The sequence below is a fragment of the Maritimimonas sp. 2304DJ26-3 genome (assembly GCF_056591635.1).
In genome coordinates, this window is sequence record NZ_JBWQOK010000001.1 from 643,202 (window position 1) to 661,748 (window position 18,547).

The window sequence follows — 18,547 nt, forward strand, 5'->3', positions numbered from 1 at the left end:
GATTAGGCTTTTTGAGCGATTTCTTTAAGTGCAGCTTCATATTCTTCAGGAGTGTTTACATTACGGATCAAATTATCATCAACCTCTACAATCTCAACATCAGAATTGATCAATGCTTTGCGTGGGCATGAATATCCTTGCGACAAATAACTCAGTAAAATAGGATAAGATTTAGGTTCATATATTGTTATAATAGGCTCTACAAATTCTTTAGATTTTCCTCTAACAGCCGTTGCAGCTTTAGAAGGATTACGATGCTTTAAGAGTTCCTTTACTAGATCATCATTTATAAAAGGTAAATCTGTAGCCAGTACCAGCCATGCTTTATTTGGGTCTTTCATAAAAGCAGAACAAATGGCCCCAAAAACACCTAATCCTACAAACTTATCTTGTATTACTTGGTAATCGTCTAAATTTTGGTCTTTAGCTAATGAAACATAAGTGTTGAGTAGGTTGTTTTCTAACAATTCAATCGTATGAGCTAATTGCGACTTACCGTAATAATTAATTTGGGTTTTGTCTTGCCCCATGCGCTGACTTTTTCCTCCAGCTAAAACCAATCCCTGAATTGGGGCAATAGTTTCTTGAATTAAATTATCAATATGTTGGGCAATTGCATCAACCTCATCTATATGATACGATTTTAAGTTTCTTATAGTAGGATATTTTTTTACTAGAAAATCAAAATAGTTCGAGTCATTATTTAATTTTACAACAAATTGAATCCGGTCTAACTGATCTAGTCGTTTTTTAACCGATACTTCTTTCTCATTATCTAAAATGAGTATTTGTTTAGCACCTTTATAATGGTTACCGTTAATAAAAAGTAGATCATAATCCGAAAAACGAATACGCTCATTATATTCATTTAAATCATGTTGAGTTGTAACCGATAAACTCCCTGAATGATGTCCTGTGAATTCATCTAAAATTGGAGCTTCAGTAGTGTCAGAGTGTGAAGCATCTAAATAGCCAATTTTAGTCCTTTTTTGTAGGTTTTTGCTCATTTTTTGAACAAAATTGGAAATAATTGAGCATTTTGAGCCTAAAATGGCAATTTCGTTAGGCGCATAATTATCATTGATTCTGCGTTCTAATTTAGCGTGTTTATAGTGTTTTATGTTATCCATGTTTAATATCCGATTTTCCGCCTGTTTTCTCCAATAATCTTACTTCTTTAATAATCATATTATGTGAAATAGATTTGCACATATCATAGATTGTAAGTGCGGTAACCGAAGCTCCTGTTAAAGCTTCCATTTCTACACCTGTTTTACCCTCGATTTCTACTGAACTAAGGATTTCTATAATTTCGTCATCTAAAATATTAATTTCAATATCCACTCCATTGATCATTAATGGATGACACATAGGTATTAAATCTGAAGTTTTCTTTACTGCTTGAATTCCAGCTATTATTGCAGTTTGAAAAACAGGCCCTTTTTTGGTCGTTAACTCATTGTCTTCAAACCTAGAAATAATTTCAGTACCTAAAAACATTTCAGCTTTAGCAATTGCTTGTCGTTTAGTGATTTTTTTATCACCAACATTCACCATTTTAGGTTGATTTTTATCTGTTATATGTGTAAAATCACTCATTATCTAAATGTTATTAAAGGGTAAACCTCGCCTGTTTTAAATTCTGTTTTATCAGATGGCAATTCTAAAAACCCATCAACGTCTACTAAATTAGCTAAATCTCCTGAACCATTGCCTATAACAGGCTTCGCGACTTTCAATCCATCATTATATTGTAATTTTACTTGTAAGAAATATGTTAATGATGGCTTAAATTCAAAATTTTCACCAAGTATTGCTTTGTTAGAACCATTAAAAGCAATTCCAACAGACTTTTTATACCACGGATAGAAATATTTTAAGCAACCTACAAATGTAGATACAGGATTTCCTGGAAAGGCAAAGACACAAACTTTTTTATCAGTTTTATTTTCATCCCATTCTCTCAAACCAATAGACGCTATGCGTCCAAACCAAAAAGGTTTACCTGGTCTTTGCGCTACTTTATGAAATAATTTTTGTGCACCGAGTTCATCTAAAACTTCAGGTAAATAATCAAACTTTCCTTTACTCACCGCGCCGCTAAATAACAAAACATCATATTCATTTAAATATTTTGCTATTTTTTGTTTTAAAATCTCTTTATCATCGTTTATATGATCAGATTTAGCTGAAATATGTAATCGCTGCAATAAAGAAATCAAAGTGAATACATTACTTTTTCTAATTTGATGAGGCAATGGTATTTCATCCGTGTCTACTAACTCATCACCAGTAGAAATAATCATTACTTTTGGTTGTTTAGCAACTTTTACTTTGGCTTTACCAACTGTACTTAAAACGCCTATTTCAGCAGAAGAAATTATTGTATTCTTTCTAATTAAAATATCGTCTTGCTCACGATCTTTTCCCTGTTGATGTACATTCTGTTTTTCGGATATTGAATCAATAGTAATTCTTGCAATTCCATTTTCTATAGCTATGTCTTCATACCGAATTACAGTGTCAGCATTTACAGGAAGTACTGCGCCAGTCATCACTTCAAGGCAGTTTTCTTTATCTTCTAAAGTCAATTGTGGACTTCCTGCTGCTTGTATTCCTTCAATCTTAAAGATTTTTCTTCTTTCATTAAAAGCGTTATAGTTAATGGCGATACCGTCCATACTAACCCTATTAAATGGAGGGAAGTCTCTATCTGCTACTACATCTTCTTTTAAAACTCTATTTTGAGCGTCTAAAAAAAGAACTTCTTCAACACCGAAATCTTGCGTGTTGTCTAGAATAATATTTAATGCTTCTTGTGAGGAAATAAGTTCCATTAGCCTCCAATTGTAGACATACTTTCAGAAACTTTTTTGTTTTGTTTTCTATTTGCTTCGGCAACAAAACCATTTTCAGGTTTATCCTTCACTATAGATAAAAAAAGTTCTTTTAAATCTTCATTACTTGCTCCTTTACGGATAAAATCTCGCACATTAAAAACTCCTTCATCAAATAGGCAATTTTTAAACATCCCTGTGGCGGTTATTCGAATACGATTACAATCTCCACAAATTGTTCTTGTAAAAGCCGGGATAATTCCGAAAGTCCCTTTATAATCTTTAACTTTAAAATTCTTAGAAGTAGATGATTTTTCAGAAACTAGAGGTTCAAAGTTCTTGATTTGAGATTTGATCTTGTCTAAGATTCTATTATAATTCCATACTTCTTTAGTTTGACGCTGACCGATACCATTAAAAGGCATTTCTTCAATAAATCGAACGGCGATATTCTTATCTCTAGTAAGTTCAACAAAATCTACAATTTCGTGAGTATTAACACCTGATTGAACTACCATGTTCAATTTTAAGTTCATTGAACTTTGCTCCAATAATCCTAGTGTTTTATAAACCTCATCGAAAATATCGCGACGAGTAATTTTTGCAAAATTATCCATGTCTAAGCTATCTATACTTAGGTTGATTGATTTAATCTTCAGCCCTTCTAATTTCTCAATATGATTCGCAATTAATGCTCCGTTAGTTGTAATATTGATCTCATCTAAAAGGTCATTAAAAGACAACATTTCTAAGAACTTGATAAAATCTTTTCGTACAAAAGGTTCACCTCCCGTTAAACGGATTTTATTCACCCCTAATTCACTCAATGCACGCGTAATACGATACATTTCTTTATAAGAGAGTAAGTCTTTACGATCAACAATATCGATCCCATGTGCAGGCATACAATACTGACAGCGTAAATTACAACGGTCAGTAACTGCCAAGCGCAAATAAGAAATTTGCCGACCAAATTTGTCTTTTAACTCACTCATAATGGAAGATGCAAGTTACGAAAGAAATTAGGAAGAAAATTATTAAAAGCTTCTTAATTTTCTAGCAAAAAAGCGAGTATTTCATCTGATGCGCCAGTGTTTTCTTTTACGTAATTGCCTGCAATTTTTCCTTTTTCTTTTGCAAAGCTTTTGTTTTTATAAAGATTCTTTATTGTAGTATTAAATTCCGATTTATTATTAACGACTAAACAAGCTCCTAACTTCACCAATTCTTTTGCTTCATTAAACTTCTCATATTGCGGTCCAATAATAATAGGCACTCCATAAGTTGCAGGTTCTAAAACATTGTGCAGCCCTGTTTTAAATCCGCCGCCTACATAAGCAGTGTTGGCATAACTAAACACTTTGGTTAATATACCGATTGAATCAATTATTAGCACTTGAGCATCATAAATTTGTTCTTTATTTCTATTGGAAAAAAGCGCTGTTTCTTTATTAAAGGATGTTTTTAATTTCTCTATGTCTTTAGGGTTTATATTATGAGGTGCAATTATAAATTTTTCATCTTCTAAAACCTCATTATTTATATAATCAATAAGTAATGATTCGTCCTCTGGCCAAGTGCTTCCCGCAACTAATACATGCTTACTATTTACAAAACTTTCAATCTCTTTGATTGAATTGTCTTGATTTAAAATATCGTAAACCCTATCAAATCGTGTATCTCCACTAATTGTGGCATTATTAAAACTAATAGTACTCAATAATTTTTTTGACGTTTCATTTTGAACAAAGAAATGATAGAAAGTATGTAATGATTTCTGCATCCATTTACCATAATATTTGAAAAATGACTGGTCTTTTCTAAAAATACCTGACACTAAAATAGTTTTGATATCTGCTTTTCTAAGTTCTCTAAGCAAGTTTGGCCAAAATTCGTACTTGACAAAAATTGCAGCTTTTGGTTTTACTAAATCAATAAACTTTTTCGCATTAGCTTTTGTATCTAAAGGTAAATAGCAAACCATATCCGCGTAAGCGTATTCCTTGCGAACCTCATATCCTGAGGGCGAGAAAAAAGTAATTAGTATTTTAAAATTTGGTCTAAGAAATTTTAGTTTTTCAATAATTGGTCTTCCTTGTTCAAATTCACCTAATGACGCGCAATGGAACCAAATTATATGGTCATCAGATGAAATTTCGTTTTTTAAATATGAAAAAACGTCTTTTCTTCCTTTAACAAAGAGGTTAATTTTTTTATTAAAAACTGCTATGAATTTCAATAAAAAAGAAGTGATATAGATAGCTATATTATATAAAAAATACATTGACGTTTGCTAAAATATAAATTTAGCCTAAGAGCACTCAAATAATTCGTATTTTTGTGCGTTTACGATTCAAAACTTACTATGAATATACCTATGGTTGACCTTAAAGGTCAGTATAAGAAAATTAAAGATCAGGTTGATAAAGCAATAATTGACGTGGTTGAATCTTCGGCTTTTATCAATGGCCCACAAGTAAAAAGTTTTCAGAAAAATTTAGAAGGCTATTTAGGTGTTAAGCATGTGATCCCTTGTGCTAACGGAACAGATGCTTTACAAATTGCAATGATGGGTCTTGGTTTAGAACAAGGTGACGAGGTAATTACCGCTGATTTTACCTTTGCTGCAACAGTAGAAGTGATTGGTTTGTTAAAGTTAACGCCTGTGCTTGTTGATGTAGAAAGAGATACGTTTAATATCGATATTGATGCTCTTAAAAGAGCGATTACTCCTAAAACAAAGGCAATTGTACCTGTTCATTTATTTGGACAATGCTCTAACATGGAAGCCGTTTTAGCAATAGCAAAAGAGCATAATTTATATGTTATTGAAGATACAGCTCAAGCAATTGGTGCAGATTATACTTTTTCTGATGGAACTAAGAAAAAAGCTGGAACAATGGGTGAAGTAGGTACTACTTCATTTTTTCCATCAAAAAACTTAGGTTGTTATGGTGATGGTGGTGCAATTTTTACTAATGATGATGAGTTAGCTCATACACTTAGAGGCATGGTAAATCATGGCATGTATAAGCGTTATTATCATGATGTTATTGGCGTGAATTCTCGCTTAGATACAATTCAAGCTGCTATTTTAGATATCAAGCTACCTCATTTAGATGCCTATTGCGATGCAAGAAGAAAAGCAGCAGAATATTATAATAATGCTTTTGCAGGAAATGACAAAATAGAAACACCAGTTACGAGTAATTTTACAACGCATGTTTTTCATCAATACACTTTAAAATTAAAAGGTGTTGATAGAGATGCTTTACATAAACATTTGTTAGATAATGGTATTGCAAATGCTATTTATTATCCGGTTCCTTTACATAGCCAAAAAGCCTATGCAGATAGTCGATATAATGAAGAGGATTTTAAAGTCACTAATGAATTAGTGCAAACGGTCATTTCTTTACCAATGCATACTGAGTTTGAAGAAGATCAATTAAGATTTATTATCAAATCCATTTTAGACTTTGTAAGCTAAATTATAATTGTGAAAAAAATTTTAGTTACTGGAGGTTTAGGCTTTATTGGGTCTCATACCGTTGTAGAATTACAAAATAAAGATTTTGAGGTTATTATTATTGATGATTTGTCTAATTCTTCAATTGATGTTTTAGATGGTATCACTTCAATTACCAATATAAAACCTGAATTTGTTCAATTAGATTTAAAAAATCAGCATGCTTTAAAGCAATTCTTTAAAGAGTATTTCGATATTTCTGGGATTATTCATTTTGCAGCTTCTAAAGCAGTAGGCGAAAGTGTGGAAAAACCTTTATTGTATTATCACAATAACATTTCTACGCTTGTTTACCTTCTAGAAGAAATGTTAAACAACAATATCACAAACTTTATTTTTAGTTCATCTTGTACAGTTTATGGGCAAGCAGATGAATTACCTATAACTGAAAATGCACCAACAAAATCAGCCGAATCTCCTTATGGAAATACTAAAAAGATAAGTGAAGATATTTTAAAAGATACAGCTAAGGCTACTAACTTAAATACAATAGCCTTACGTTATTTTAATCCTATCGGGGCACATAAAAGTTCTAAAATTGGGGAGTTGCCAATTGGCGTCCCACAAAATCTGATTCCTTACGTAACCCAAACAGCTGCTGGTATTAGGGAGCAGCTATCCGTATTTGGTGGTGATTACCCCACAGAAGATGGTACCGCAGTTCGTGATTATATTCATGTTGTTGATCTAGCAAAAGCACATATTGCGGCTTTAAATAGATTGCTGGAAAACAAGAACAAAACTTCTTTCGAAGTCTTTAACGTTGGAACAGGCAAAGGGTCTTCTGTGCTTGATGTTATTAAATCGTTCGAAAAAGTGTCTAATCAAAAACTCAATTATAAAATCGTTGAAAGAAGAGAAGGAGACATTACAGCGGCTTATGCTGATGCTTCTCTAGCCAATAAAGAGTTGAATTGGAAAGCCGATCTTACTTTGGATGAGGCCTTGGGTTCTGCCTGGAAATGGCAATTAAATTTAAAGAAATGAATAAAATATTAATTACTGGAGGAGCTGGATTTATAGGTTCACATGTTGTTCGATTATTTGTAAAAAAATACCCTGATTATCACATCTTTAATCTTGACGCTTTAACCTATGCAGGGAACTTAGAAAATATCAATGATATTACTCAATCTGATAATTATACTTTTATAAAAGGGGATATAAAAGATAGTCAGTTTTTAAATGATTTATTTGGTCAGCATCAATTCGATGCGGTAATTCATTTAGCTGCAGAAAGTCATGTTGATCGTTCAATTACTGATCCTAATACTTTTATAGAAACCAATGTGATCGGAACAGCAAATTTAATGAATGCTTTTAGAGATAGCTGTGGTGATAATTATAAAGACAAGTTGTTTTACCATGTTTCCACCGATGAAGTATATGGCTCATTAGGTAAAACAGGCTTATTTACAGAAACTACATCTTACGACCCTCAATCTCCCTATGCGGCTTCGAAAGCCGCCTCTGATCACCTGGTAAGAGCCTTTGGTAATACTTATAAAATGCCATTTATTATTAGTAATTGTTCTAATAATTATGGCGCCAATCAGTTTCCTGAAAAATTGATCCCATTATTCATTAATAATATAGAGAACAATAAATCATTGCCTGTTTATGGTGATGGTCAATATACTCGTGATTGGCTTTTTGTTGAAGATCATGCTAGAGCGATTGATCTAATTTTTCATAAAGCAAAACACGGTGAAACTTATAATATTGGTGGTTTTAACGAATGGACAAATCTTAATCTCATTCATTTATTATGTGAGCAGATGGATGAAAAATTAGGTCGTAAAAAAGGATCTTCAGCTAAATTAATCACATACGTAAAAGATAGAGCTGGGCATGATAGACGTTATGCCATTGATGCATCTAAACTAAACAAAGAGTTAGGCTGGATGCCTTCTGTAACTTTTGAAGAAGGTTTGTCGAAAACTATAGATTGGTATTTAGAAAATGAAAAATGGCTTAATAATGTAACTTCTGGAGTTTATAAAGAATACTACACTAAAATGTATTCTTAATGTCACTTAAGCAGCGTTATGTAAAAAGGGAAAAGGAGTAAAACACACAACGCCACTTAAAATGACTATATTTTTATACTATTAAAAATCAAATTTATAGGTCAGCCCTGCAAAGAACTGTAATCCTTGAACCTCAAAGTTCGTATATTTTTGGTAATTACTTCCAAAAACATTGTTAACTTTTGCAAAAGCCGTTAGTCTATCTGTGAATTTATAACCTCCGTTAAGGTTTAAATCCATATAATTTCCGTTAGTAATAGCGATTGATTCTGGCTGCATAATTACATTAGGAATTAAAAAAGTAACTTCATCTTTTCGTTCACCTACAAAAAATAAATTTGCCCCGGCAAACCATTTATCATTGGTGTAATTAGCAAAAGCTGTCGCTCTTAATTCTGGTAAATTCCAAGCTTCTGATTGATTAGTCGTAGAAAAACTATTAAACTCTACATTTCCACCAAATTTTAACGTTTTAGAAAAATCTACACTAACTTCCGCGAAAGCGTACATGGTCTTTATATCATCATAAACTACTTGAAATGAATTAGCAGCTTCATAACCTTTTGTAATCGTATTTGCTCCATCTGTTTTTGATGGATTTAACTTAAATAATGGCTTGGCTTTTTCACTTTTATAACCTCCTTTAAGATTATAGCCAACATTAGATGCTAACTTTCCTTTTAGACCACCATAAGCATTATACTGTTCGTCGGTTCTCAACACATCTAGAGTTGGCGAAACAAATGGGTTTTCACTAGTGAAGCCTCTAAATGAATTTTGATGTAAATCACCAACAACTCCCGCATAAAAAGTTAATACTTGATCTATTAAAATATAAGAAGTAGTTATTTTAGGATAAATAAAACCTTTGCTTTCACTGACTCCAGAAGCAGCACTATATACAAGATTTGCACCTAAATTAATGGTTAAATTATCTCTTAATACTTCAAAATTAGGATTGAATCCAATATTAAAGTAAGTATTACTAATATCATTTTCTGTTACTTGAAAATTTTGAAAGAATTTTGTTCTTAAAAATTCAATACGCGCTTCCGCATTAATTAATTCTGTTGCAATCGGGAATTCAATTTTTGGCTTAGCTAGAAAATGGATTTCTGAACTAGCTTCATCATCCGTAAAGCTATATGCTTCAACTGTTCCTCCTTGAAAAAAAGAGTCTTCATAATTAACCATCCCTCCAATGTAAACCTCTGTATAACTTAGATCTTCAGTTATGTTATCAATTACAAGCTGATCGTAATTTATTTGATCTGAAAGCCCATACCAATTATATTTTTGTAATCTAAAGCCACCATTTAATTGCCAGTCGAAATCGCGCTCTTCTTGTTTGTAAAACAAGTCTATTCTAGCGTCTGAAAAATCATCATCTAAAACTACACCATCAATTCCTCCTTTAGATGAATGATAGTTAATAAATCCTCCAAAATTATTATAACGATTACTACTAGTTCTAAAAAAAGCTTCTGCCTGTGGTGTACCAAAGCTACCAAAACCGCCAGTTATAAAGTTATCGTAAACTGGTGCGCTAGGGTCTACACGAAGTACTTTTGCTTTTCCTTTGGCAGGAGTAAAAGTAGACGCCACAGGAATTGAAAAAATAGAATAACTCACACTTTTCTTCTTGGTAATAGTTGAGTCGTTAATTTCTGGGTTCGCTTTTATCTTAAACGCATCTGATATCGTTGGTGAATATGGTCGAACCACATTAATAACCTCAGTATCAATTGTGTCTTTTTGTTTTTTTTGAGCAAAAGAAATTGATGCAGTTAAAATAAATATGATTAAAATTTTATGTTTCATGTTTCTTTTTGATTCTGTGTTAACACTCAGAATGACAAGTTGATTTTTAGTTTCCGTCTGGGTTTACAGACTCATTGGTTTTAGATTCTTCGGTCTTAATTCGTTGTAGTTCGGCTTTAGCTTCTTGCACAACATCATCATAATCTTTAAAGTTTTTAATAACACTTTCTAAAATATAAGTGGCCTGAAATGCATCGTCTAACTCATAAAAATTCTTAGCCATTATAATTAATCCTTTAGCACCGAAATATTTATATGCTGCGTAATCTGAAACTAATTTTTGAACTACCGTATTAGAGTTTTTGTAATTACCTTCTTTATTTTTAAAGTAAGCATCGTAATACAATGATTCTGCTTTTAGCTCTCCGCTTGCAATTCTTTCTACTTCTTTATAGGCTTGCTGCGCTTTAGCTTCATCACCTGTTTTAAAAGCTGATCTTGCAATAATGATCTTGGCATCTGAGCGCACGCGCTTTTCTAATTTTGGGCGCTTTAAAACTTTTTCGGCGTATGAAACGGCATCTTCGTAATGATCTAATGCATAATGCCCTTTCATTAAATTACTCTGCGCAAATGTGATATTTTGAGGAAAATCTGCTTGTTCTTCTAAACGTTCGAGTACTGGTATCGCTAGTTTCCAATTATCATCTTCTAAATAAACTTGCGCTAATTTTGATAGGGCTTGCTCTGTAAATTCATTGCGTTCTTGATCAACAACATATTGGTAATATTTAGTTGATGCTGCTTGTTGCTTTTCAGCAAATAATGATTCTGCTAAGTAAAAATTAGCGTTTAAAGCATGAGCTCCGTTAGGGAAACGTTCTATATACTTTGTAAATGCAGTTATTGCTCTTTTTCTATTGTTTTGTAAATATTGCTTTTCAGCTGATTCGTACATGTCATTGTCAAGATCATTATCTGTAACCTCGACAAAATCGATATCTTTTACCCAGTCTGCATATTCATCTACTCGACCTAGATCAACATATACTTGACGAGCATTTGCTACTGCCTGTTTTGCTTCATCTGTATTTGGATATTCTTTTACTACACGTCTGTACTTATCTAAAGCTTGATTGTCTTGCTCTACATTATAATAGATTAAGCCCTGTTTTAATAGCGCCTTTGGGACATACGAACTACGCTTGTAATACTTTATTAAGTTATCGTAGGCTTCAATTGCTTCATCAGTTTTATTCGCTTTAGTGTACGAATTGCCTAACTCATAATAAGCATCGTCTCGCAATGACGAACCTCTACGTGTGGCTAAAAACTCCGTAAGGTCAACTATTTTATCATCATTCCTACCTATCAATCCATAACTCATAGCACGTTGAAAGTGTGCATAATCTACTGCCCGTTCTTTTGCATTAATAACCTTGTTGTATTCATCAATAGCTCTTCTGTATTTACTATCTACAAAATACGTGTCGCCTAGGCGAACTTGACTATCGCTTAATCGCCCTTCATCACTAGGATTTGAGCTTATATAATTTCTAAATTTATTTCCAGCTTGACTGTAATCTTTCAACTTAAAGTGTACATAACCTAAGTTATAGTCTAACTGACCATTTTCTGAAAGATCGGCAACATCGTTCATGTTTTCAAACTGTGTAAAACCAACCAACGCATCATTATAATTTGTTTGCTGATAATCTGCTTCTGCTTTCCAATAGGTACTTCTAGCTGTGACTTTTGAATCTCTAGGTTCATTTAGAGCAATATCAAAATGTTCTTTCGCTCCGTCTAAATCATCTTCATTAAACAATTGCATACCTCTATACAGTGCTACTTTTTGATACGTTTTTCTATAATCGGCATCTTTTTTATCTTTTAATGCCTCAAGAGCTCCTGCAAAATCTTTTGAGGTTACATAAGCGCTAATCTGTAATGCTTCTATTTCATCTTTTGTTTCTGATTGAGGGTACAAATCCATATATTCCTGTAAAACATCTGGCACACTTTTGTACGGATTACCAACTTCATAACTCAACTTAGCATAGTTTAACCAAGCATCCTTTTTGATATCATTATTAAAATCCATTGAGGATGCGTTTCTAAATGCATTAAGTGCTTCAGTTTTTTGGTCTGTCTTCAAATAACATTCAGCTAAATGATAATAGGCGTTCTGTGCAACAGCATCATTACCTCCTACAATCTTATTGAAATACGAAATGGCATTCTCGTAATCTTTTTGTTTATAATAGGCGTATCCTAAAAAATAATAATCCGTATTCTTAAATCGACGACGCTTTCCTTTATAATCTAATAAATAAGGGATCGCTTCTTCATACTTTCCTAAATTGAAATAACTTTCGCCAATTATCTTAGATACTTCTGAATGTTGATTTCTATCCGCTTTAGCTAGAAAAGGTTTTGCTACTTCAATAGCTTCTTCAAACTCGCCAGTCTTGAATTTGATATTTGCCATGTAATATGGTACATCATGGCCTAACTCTGAGTCATCAGCTACTTCATTTAAATAGCGATTAGCATTATCGAAATCATCGGCTTGATAAGCAATGAATCCATAATAATATTTGGCTTGTGAACCATACTCAGAAGAGTTTAACAATTTCTGAAAATATTCTTTAGATCGCTTATAGCTGCGAACCGCAAATAAACCATAGGCATACTTAAAATTGTAATCTTCTTCTTGACCAATTGATAAATTTCGAGTTTCTACACGACCATACCATTTTAGAGCGTAAGGATAATTGGCATTTTTAAAATAATAATCTCCTACTTCTAAAAATGCTGTATTTTGCTTTGTACTTGTTGGATAGCGCTCTACAAAATCTCGCATCATTTTATCTCCATCACTATCTCCTAATTGAATTGTACTAAAAGCAGCATAATATTCACAATTGGCTTTGTGTTCAGAATCATTACTAAAATCAGATTTCAACTTATTAAATAGATGCCTGGTAGCAACAAAATCTCTATTGTTATAGAGTTCTACCGCGTGATTGTATTCTTTAAGTGAATTCGTATAAATATCAGATTTCTGACCAAAAACTATAAAAAAAGAGAATGCGAAAAAGATTGCCAAAAGGCGACTACTATGCTTCATTTTGAGGGTATCTTTTTAGGAATGATAAAAATATATCATACCTAAATTAAACAACGCTTAATTATTTTGAAATTGTATAATTGTTAATTAAAATAACATTTTGTTAAGAAATAAATGTTAAAATTAACGATAGTTGAAGTACATATATCGCGCCAAAGTGTCTTTACTCAGAAATTAATTGGTTCATAAAGCTATTGAAATCATCCACAAAATCTTCATAATATTTACCAGTTGCAGGCCCAGAAAAACCTGTGTGAATTCTGCGGACTTCTCCTTTTTTATCAATAAAAATAGTAGTTGGAAATGACAGAACATGGTTAAGCATTGGTAATGTTTTGGCTGCCGCCTCTTTATCGTAAACACCGGCTATAACATAGTCATAATTTACATTGTACTTCTCTTTCATTTTCTCAACACGTGCTTTTGCGTATTGAAAATCGTCTTTTGCCTCGTAGGCTAATCCAATAATTTCTACATCCTTGTCTTTATTTTTATTATACCAATCTGAATAAAATATAGTCTCGTCCATACAATTAGGGCACCAGGTTCCAAAGATTTGTAATAACACTACTTTGTTTTGATACTTTTCATCATTTAAAGCAACTGGCTTACCATCTAACCCAGGGAATGAAAACTCAATCTTATCATAACCTTCTTTTAAGTGTGTTAATTTATCTGCATCTGTGAGTTTTGCTCTCTCATCTTTATATCCTGTAAACGTAGCACGATAGTCTTTACCAGATAAAAACTCACCTTTAATTGAATCTCCCTTTACAGCAGTGTTGAATATAAAAGCATGATTTCCGTCGAATGTATATAGACTCATATAATTTTCTGATGCTTTTCCTTCCAAATAACGATAATCGCCAGTTTCGGTTAAGAAAGTTCCTGTCATTAAATCGTCTTTTTGCTTAAAAATACCTACAGCAGGAAATGTCTTACCATCATCTTCGGTAAACATAACTTGCCATTTACCATTAAATTTTGGGGAGCTTTTTAGTTTGTCAAATCGCTTCGGTTTATTATAGGTAGCCATAAAAGGAAGCTTGTAATTCTCTTTGTAATTTTTAATATAATAACCTTTTAAAGAGCCTTCATTTATCTTAGCTTTTAAGTCAATATCAAAAATGTGTAACCTTATAAATAATGAGTCATCTACTATCTCGACCTCATCTAATGGAAAATCTTCTTCGGCATTAATCAAATTGATTTTATAGTTTTCATTATTTTTTAAAATTTCGAAATTAAAAGGTAATTTTTGGTCTTGCATATGTATTTCTCCGCGCCAAACACCTTCTCTTAATTCAATTAATTTTACTTCTTTTTTACATGAAAATGATAATCCTACTAAAAGAACTATTCCTATAAATCTTCTTATTTGTTTGTCCATTCTAATAAATATACTTTGTTGCTTACTTGTTGGTTCTCTTCTATACCTCCAACAATAATTTTAGTTGAGTCGTTAATTTCTGCAATTCCTCTCAAATCCATTGGGAATTTATTTGTAAAATCTTGTTTGAGCTTTCCTTCTTTATAAATTAAATCTCGATTTGAAGGACTCACACCACCCGAGCCATTATATGCAATAGGATTATAATTATAGGTAATAGAACTACCACCAATCCAATGCGGAAAACTGTTTGCTGAAGTTGAAGCCATACGGTAACCAACTATCGCTGAATCTAAAACTGTATGAGACCAAGAAATTTCAGATGGCTTTTCTGGATTAATAATTCCTTTTCTTAGTACACTCTGAATTGGATAATGTTTACCCATTGATGCACCTCCAAAATAAAAAATAGTATCACCAACTATAGTTCCTGATGCACCAAAAGATTTAAAAGTATGGTTGTTGGGAACAGGTGTACCGTGCATCCAAGTGTTCTTTTTTGGATTATAAATCTGCACATTTGGCATATTTTCTTTACCTGACCAACCTGTAATAACAAAAATTAATTTATCTCGCCATACTGCTTGAACTTGGTCATCTATTGCAACAGGAATTGAAGCTCCATCCTCTAAAAAACGATTCTCTTTAATACTATATCGATGTACTTTATTAGAAGATATCTCATGGTTATCTTCAAAAACGTAATAACCTCCTATAATATAAATAGTATCTTTTATCCTGCTAGCTGCACTTGCAATTTTACCAAGTGTATCAGGTACATCAGCTATTTGTTGCCAAGTTTTATTAGTAACATCATATTTGTATGATCGTAAATGTATGCCAGAATATTTTTTTGAACTATCTAGTCCTGCAAAAGAATATACATAGGGTTTTCCGTCAATAAAACCTTCGGAAACAGCATTATTTGTAACTGCCTCTGGCACATTGTTTAATAACTGAACTTTCCAATTTTTTGGTAATTCTTTTTGGTCTCTTTTACAGCCTATTACACAAACTGTTAATACTACAATTACCAGTAGGTTTTTCATACTCTATAATGCTTTAGGAAATCAAATATAGAATTATTAGCATTCTAAATAATGTCTTTTAGTATTTAAAATTTTAACAGTAAGTTTGTAACTTCAAATTATAAAATTGTATGTCTAAACCTATTTTACACCTTAAAAACGCCTTTATTTTTCAACAAGAAAACATGGTTTTATCTGATATTAATTTAGATGTTTTTAAAGGAGATTTTATGTATTTAATAGGTAAAACCGGAAGTGGAAAAAGTAGTTTAATGAAAACTCTTTATGGAGACTTGCCGCTACAAAAGGGAGAAGGAAATATTGTTGGTTTTGATCTACCTAAATTAAAAGAAAAAGACATCCCATTCTTACGTAGAAAGCTTGGCATTGTGTTTCAAGATTTTAAGTTATTAAACGATAGAAACGTACATGATAACTTATTATTTGTTTTAAAAGCTACTGGTTGGAAAGATCTCGGAAAAATGAAAGTAAAGATCAACGAAGTGTTAGAAAAAGTAGGCATGAAAACCAAAGGGTTTAAAATGCCTTTTCAATTATCTGGTGGTGAACAACAAAGGGTAGCTATTGCTAGAGCTTTATTAAATGACCCTGAATTGATCTTAGCTGACGAACCCACCGGAAATCTTGATCCGAAAACTTCTCTAGAAGTGATGAGTGTTTTAGAAGATATAAGTAAAAGTGGTAAAACCATCTTAATGGCTACACATGACTATGCGCTTATCTTAAAGTACCCTCACAAGACTATAAAATGTGAAGGAGAAAAAGTTTTTGAGGTTGTTTGATCTAATCTTGTGATTTCAGTTCTCATACCAACATACAATTATAACTCCTTTGATCTAGTCAAAAAAATTCACGCCCAATTAATAAACTCTAATTTAAAGTTTGAAATCATTTGCTTTGATGATGCCTCAAATAGTAAATTAAACATAAAAAACGAACAAATAAATACATTAAATTTCTGCCAATTTAAGGTATTAAATGAAAATGTTGGAAGAAGTAGGATTAGAAACTTGTTAGCTGAGAATGCTAATTATGAAAAATTACTTTTTTTGGATGGTGATGTCATTCCTAAAAATTCAACTTTTATAAATGGTTATTTAAATAAAAAAGAAAAGCATGTTTTATGTGGGGGCGTGGCCTATAAAAATCAAAAACCTGAAAAATCAAAATTATTACGTTGGGTTTATGGAAAAAACCGGGAAGAAATAAAAACTTCTATAAGGAATACAAATTCATATCGGTATTTCTTTTCTTCAAATTTTTTAATTGATAAAGTAACTTATAATCGAATTAAGTTTAACGAGGATATAATTGATTACGGATATGAAGACCTTCTTTTTTCTAATGACCTAAAAAGTAGAGGGATAGAAATTAAGCATATAGATAACCCCGTTATGCATTTGGGTATTGAAGACAGTAATACATTTATTAATAAAACAAATAAAGGCATTAAAAATTTATTGACTCTTTATAAAAAAGGGATAATGAAAAAACAAAATGTGAAATTATTGCACCTTTATTCTAAATTGCAATCAGTCAGGTTAACTAAATCATTTGCCTTTTTCTTTAAGGTCACTAAAAATTTACTTGAAAAGAATTTAACTTCTAACAGACCATTTTTGTTTTTATTTGATTTTTATCGATTGGGATATTTATGTAGTATGGCTAAAAAATAATCATTTTAAATTATTAAATATCTCCCTTAGTTTTATCGACTCTTTTCCCCAAGTATATTTTTCAGAAGCTTTTTTTAAATTAATTTTATATTCTTCTATTAAAGCTTGATTATAAATAACATCTGAAATTTCTTTTGCCATTTTTTTAGGTTCTTGATTTTTTACAACAAAACCAATCTTGTTCTCCTTAACCAAGTTAGCCACTACTTTTCTATTAGAAACTATTAAAGGGGTTTTTGCTTGTATATAATCAAATACTTTATTAGGTAAAGCATATTCATAATTGAGGTTTGTTCCTTTATCTAATGAAAGTCCAAAATCTGCAATTTGGGTATATTTCATTAATTGGTCAAAGGGCATTTTAGCTTTAATAAAAACTTTATGCTTTAGCTTCAGTTTCTCTACTAACTGTTTTAGCTTATCAAAAACATCTCCTCCTCCAATAATATATAAAATAGTGTTTTCAAGATATTGCATCATCTCTATAGCTTCTTCTGCGCCTCGATCAATATTAATCCCTGACCCTTGTAAAATGAGCATTTTTTTATCCTCTTTAACATTCTTAGAAAAGTTTTCATCAACCTCTTTAAGCGTATACTTTAAGGCAATATTTCGAATAATTTTTACATCAACTTTATATTTACCCTTATAAATCTCTGCAATAGTTCTGTTAACCGTATATACATTTTTAAGTTTTGGGAAAATATTCTTTTCTATAAACTCCCATACCGACTTTATCCTTGGTCTATTTACAAGCTCTGGTATTTCAGTAAACAGTTCATGACTATCATAAACTAATTTTTTTCTAGAGGTCTTACTTACTAAAAAGTTAGGCAATAATGTATCAAGATCATTTGCTAATAAAATGTCTTTTTTGATAAAAAGAAGTTTTAAAAATAGCCTCAAATTATATTCAGCGTAAAATAAAAATCCTTTATTAAAAAGTAATTTTATTCTAACTGTTTTATAAGGTCTTGATATTGGTAAACTGTTCGGTAATTTTCTTCCAATAAGTAAAACTTCAAAATTCATTTCTGTTAAAACAGCGCAGACTTTAGCAACTCGTTGATCGGTAACAAGGTCATTAGTAACAGAAACTAGTATTCGCTGCAAAACAGATTGAATTGATTTAAGCGAATGTA

Annotated in this window: 15 protein-coding genes; 5 read left to right on the forward strand and 10 right to left on the reverse strand. The window is 31.8% G+C overall.

Annotated elements, in window-relative coordinates:
- Positions 1-2: 2 nt before the first annotated feature.
- From AC1EUV_RS02980 to AC1EUV_RS03000, 5 genes are read right to left on the reverse strand one after another with little or no spacing between them, the layout of a single operon-like run.
- Complete coding sequence (locus AC1EUV_RS02980) at positions 3-1,130, reverse strand: NTP transferase domain-containing protein (RefSeq protein ID WP_480197174.1); 1,128 nt, start codon at positions 1,128-1,130, stop codon at positions 3-5.
- Positions 1,123-1,599: a cyclic pyranopterin monophosphate synthase MoaC gene (moaC, locus tag AC1EUV_RS02985; protein WP_480197175.1), complete on the reverse strand. Its 477-nt coding sequence runs from the start codon at positions 1,597-1,599 to the stop codon at positions 1,123-1,125. Before moaC ends, AC1EUV_RS02980 begins: the two co-directional genes overlap by 8 nt.
- Positions 1,599-2,837, reverse strand: coding sequence for a molybdopterin molybdotransferase MoeA (locus AC1EUV_RS02990; protein WP_480197176.1), 1,239 nt, complete (start codon positions 2,835-2,837; stop codon positions 1,599-1,601). Before AC1EUV_RS02990 ends, moaC begins: the two co-directional genes overlap by 1 nt.
- Positions 2,837-3,832 (reverse strand): GTP 3',8-cyclase MoaA, encoded by a 996-nt coding sequence (moaA, locus tag AC1EUV_RS02995; protein WP_480197177.1) that lies wholly within the window; start codon positions 3,830-3,832, stop codon positions 2,837-2,839. Before moaA ends, AC1EUV_RS02990 begins: the two co-directional genes overlap by 1 nt.
- Before the next feature lie 53 nt (positions 3,833-3,885).
- Positions 3,886-5,121 carry a 3-deoxy-D-manno-octulosonic acid transferase gene (locus AC1EUV_RS03000; protein ID WP_480197178.1) on the reverse strand — a complete coding sequence of 412 codons (1,236 nt, stop codon included), beginning with the start codon at positions 5,119-5,121 and terminating at the stop codon, positions 3,886-3,888.
- A 93-nt stretch (positions 5,122-5,214) separates the two neighbouring features.
- On the opposite strand from AC1EUV_RS03000, the gene AC1EUV_RS03005 reads away from it, so the two are divergent.
- From AC1EUV_RS03005 to rfbB, 3 genes are read left to right on the forward strand one after another with little or no spacing between them, the layout of a single operon-like run.
- Positions 5,215-6,327 carry a DegT/DnrJ/EryC1/StrS family aminotransferase gene (locus AC1EUV_RS03005; RefSeq protein WP_480197543.1) on the forward strand — a complete coding sequence of 371 codons (1,113 nt, stop codon included), beginning with the start codon at positions 5,215-5,217 and terminating at the stop codon, positions 6,325-6,327.
- Between the two features lie 9 nt (positions 6,328-6,336).
- Positions 6,337-7,353, forward strand: a complete 1,017-nt coding sequence (gene galE / locus AC1EUV_RS03010; protein WP_480197179.1) for a UDP-glucose 4-epimerase GalE — start codon at positions 6,337-6,339, stop codon at positions 7,351-7,353.
- Positions 7,350-8,396: a dTDP-glucose 4,6-dehydratase gene (rfbB, locus tag AC1EUV_RS03015; protein ID WP_480197180.1), complete on the forward strand. Its 1,047-nt coding sequence runs from the start codon at positions 7,350-7,352 to the stop codon at positions 8,394-8,396. The genes galE and rfbB overlap by 4 nt, the downstream gene beginning before the upstream one ends.
- A gap of 81 nt (positions 8,397-8,477) precedes the next feature.
- Here the strand turns inward: rfbB and AC1EUV_RS03020 are convergent, their stop codons facing one another.
- The 4 genes from AC1EUV_RS03020 to AC1EUV_RS03035 form a co-directional block, all read right to left on the reverse strand.
- The gene (locus AC1EUV_RS03020; protein WP_480197181.1) at positions 8,478-10,217 is read right to left on the reverse strand and encodes a porin family protein; all 1,740 of its coding nucleotides are present in this window, start codon (positions 10,215-10,217) and stop codon (positions 8,478-8,480) included.
- A gap of 46 nt (positions 10,218-10,263) precedes the next feature.
- Entirely contained in the window at positions 10,264-13,290 is a 3,027-nt protein-coding gene (locus tag AC1EUV_RS03025; RefSeq protein ID WP_480197182.1) for a tetratricopeptide repeat protein, read from the reverse strand.
- 163 nt (positions 13,291-13,453) lie between these two features.
- Positions 13,454-14,680, reverse strand: coding sequence for a peroxiredoxin family protein (locus AC1EUV_RS03030; RefSeq protein WP_480197183.1), 1,227 nt, complete (start codon positions 14,678-14,680; stop codon positions 13,454-13,456).
- Positions 14,665-15,729, reverse strand: a complete 1,065-nt coding sequence (locus AC1EUV_RS03035) for a Kelch repeat-containing protein (RefSeq protein WP_480197184.1) — start codon at positions 15,727-15,729, stop codon at positions 14,665-14,667. The genes AC1EUV_RS03030 and AC1EUV_RS03035 overlap by 16 nt, the downstream gene beginning before the upstream one ends.
- Positions 15,730-15,839: 110 nt before the next feature.
- Here AC1EUV_RS03035 and AC1EUV_RS03040 point away from each other — a divergent pair, with 110 nt between their 5' ends.
- Both AC1EUV_RS03040 and AC1EUV_RS03045 read left to right on the forward strand, forming a co-directional pair.
- Positions 15,840-16,511: a cell division ATP-binding protein FtsE gene (locus AC1EUV_RS03040; RefSeq protein ID WP_480197185.1), complete on the forward strand. Its 672-nt coding sequence runs from the start codon at positions 15,840-15,842 to the stop codon at positions 16,509-16,511.
- A 9-nt stretch (positions 16,512-16,520) separates the two neighbouring features.
- A complete protein-coding gene (locus tag AC1EUV_RS03045) occupies positions 16,521-17,405 on the forward strand; it encodes a glycosyltransferase family 2 protein (protein WP_480197186.1) in 885 nt (294 codons plus the stop codon).
- Here AC1EUV_RS03045 and AC1EUV_RS03050 read toward each other — a convergent pair whose 3' ends face one another.
- Positions 17,406-18,518, reverse strand: coding sequence for a glycosyltransferase (locus AC1EUV_RS03050; RefSeq protein ID WP_480197187.1), 1,113 nt, complete (start codon positions 18,516-18,518; stop codon positions 17,406-17,408). It lies immediately after the preceding gene.
- Positions 18,519-18,547: the final 29 nt, after the last annotated feature.